The sequence below is a fragment of the Algibacter sp. genome (assembly GCF_029245835.1).
GTDB lineage: Bacteria > Bacteroidota > Bacteroidia > Flavobacteriales > Flavobacteriaceae > Algibacter_B.
Window position 1 is genome coordinate 1 of record NZ_JAQWOO010000022.1, and the last position, 2,161, is coordinate 2,161.

A 2,161-nucleotide genomic window follows, 5' to 3' on the forward strand; every position below is an offset into this window, starting at 1 on the left:
GGCGGACCTTAAAGTTGTCCGATGATTTGAAAGCAGCCTCTAAACTGGATATACTTTCTTTGATCTTTAAATTTGATGTCATTCCCATGACTGAAATATACAAAAAATTAGGCTCGTTTTAAAATATAATTGGTATTATATCTTTTTTAAACGTCATAGCGAGGACGAAGGATGTGGCTATCTGTTAAATGAAAGTTCAAAATAAAGTTTGTGTTTCTTATTAAAAAAGGATGCCACTTCAATCCCTAACGCATTTATTTGCTAGCTGATGTTTATTTATTGAAAAGTTGTTTTATTTTTGGGGAGGTTCGTTTAACGGTCTCGGCTATTAGTAGTTGCGTGGGTTAGCGCTTAAACTTTACAAGTACACACCAAGTTGGAAATTCCTAGAGGATTTCCAAAGTAGACGAGAATAAGCAACTACTTATAGCCATTGATAGTATTAGTTTTTTTTAAGATTGTCTTTTCAATCTGATATTTTATTGTTTTACCCTTTGAATTAATCAGTTCCAAAAAGATTTGATTTTTTAATCTGTGGTCTACATAGTCGCAAAACTCACTTCCATTTTTAAAATCCAGACTATCAATTTTGACCACTTCCATATTTGGTCTAACTCCCTTATTGTAAGCATCTGATTTTTCCATAACAGACTGAACATAAATGCCTTTTTCTAATTTGTAACCTATTCTGAATCCCGCTGTAACGGCTTTATCTGTCTCTTTACATAATTTTATAAGGTAAAGATTTTTGTTATTCCAATCAATAGTTAGCTTAAATCTTGATAGAAAATCATTACCTAGTGAAACGGTTTTTCCAGTTCGAAGCATAACATTTTTAACACTCAAGTTATTAATCCTTACAGAATCTGAATAAGATACCTGTCTATTAAGCTCGACAGGTTTACCAATAATTCCACTCTGATTAATTCCCTTTTCAATAAATGTTTTATTAACTATATTATTCTCTTGAAGTATATTAAATATTTCATTGCTCAAAGCAATAGACCCATTAGAACCATAATCAACTAACACATTTTTAATGCTTGACTTTCCAATATTTATGTCTAAATAAATATTGTATTGATTATCAGTTTTGAATGGCAAAACAAAACTCTCTTTACGAGTATCTGTTCCAATTTTGCTAGATAATGATAAAGAGTGTTTTTCTTGGTCAATTGTCCAATTGTACTGTCTAATTAAGTTTGAGCCAATAATACCATCTATTCCTAAACAGCTCATAATTGGATTTGCATCAAAATCCCCAACAAACGCTGTTTGATTTTTAAAGGATACATTACCAATGTTAATTGAATCAACTTGAACCCATTTGACTTTTTTCCTATTGTAATCACTGTCTACAATATTGCCCTTACTTAATGTCTTGAAATTAGTGTTTTCTTGAAGTTCCTCTGATATGCTCAAGGGTGCACCTGTATCAAACAAAAAGCGATATTCTTTCCCCTGTATAGTGATTGGAACAACTATTAGTTTATTTCGAATTTCAATATTTACAGATTCTATATTACTTGCTTTGGTAACACTTCCATATTGTATTGCATCAGTCCATTTAACAGCGCAACTTTGAGTTACAAAATTCATAATACAGATGAATAATGATATGTTAAAGATGTTTCTCATTCTTCAAATTAATGCTAATGCAAAGATAAGTTTCCGTTTCAATGAGACTTATCGATTGTTAAGCGAAATTATCGTTTTTTTCTGACAAAGTCAAGTTGTAAGTTAAATTACTATTACTGAAAAATTGAAGATATTATTTCGAATCAAAAATTTCAAAAATGAATTCCATGGTAAATCAACTTAAAGCATTTGATAGATTATTAACCATTATGGATGAGTTGCGGCGGGAGGCAATGTCCGTGGCATAAAAAACAACTTATGGAAACCTTACGTCATTTAACCATAGAGGAAATATACGAACTTGGTGATGCCATTCTAGATAAAGATTTAGAAGAGGTTAAAAAAGAGTTAGGCGACGTGTTATTACACATTGTATTTTACGATAGGCAGTATCTCATAAACTGTGTAAGTTTTAAAATCTCAGGTTAATATTTAGCCTGAGATTTTTTATTTATTAATTTTAAATTTTACACATTTATGAAACCAGAAGATTTATTGAACGAAGATTTTTTAAAGCAATTTA

General features: G+C 30.4%; 1 protein-coding gene and 1 pseudogene. One reads left to right on the top strand and one right to left on the bottom strand.

Translation table 11 applies throughout. From position 1 onward, the window contains the following. Positions 1 to 420: 420 nt before the first annotated feature. Positions 421 to 1,599: an aspartyl protease family protein gene (locus tag P8K68_RS02795; RefSeq protein WP_300247983.1), complete on the bottom strand. Its 1,179-nt coding sequence runs from the start codon at positions 1,597 to 1,599 to the stop codon at positions 421 to 423. Between the two features lie 197 nt (positions 1,600 to 1,796). Here P8K68_RS02795 and P8K68_RS02800 point away from each other — a divergent pair. Continuing rightward, a pseudogene (locus P8K68_RS02800) lies at positions 1,797 to 2,019 on the top strand (MazG nucleotide pyrophosphohydrolase domain-containing protein); the annotation flags it as partial. Between the last annotated feature and the right edge of the window lie 142 nt (positions 2,020 to 2,161).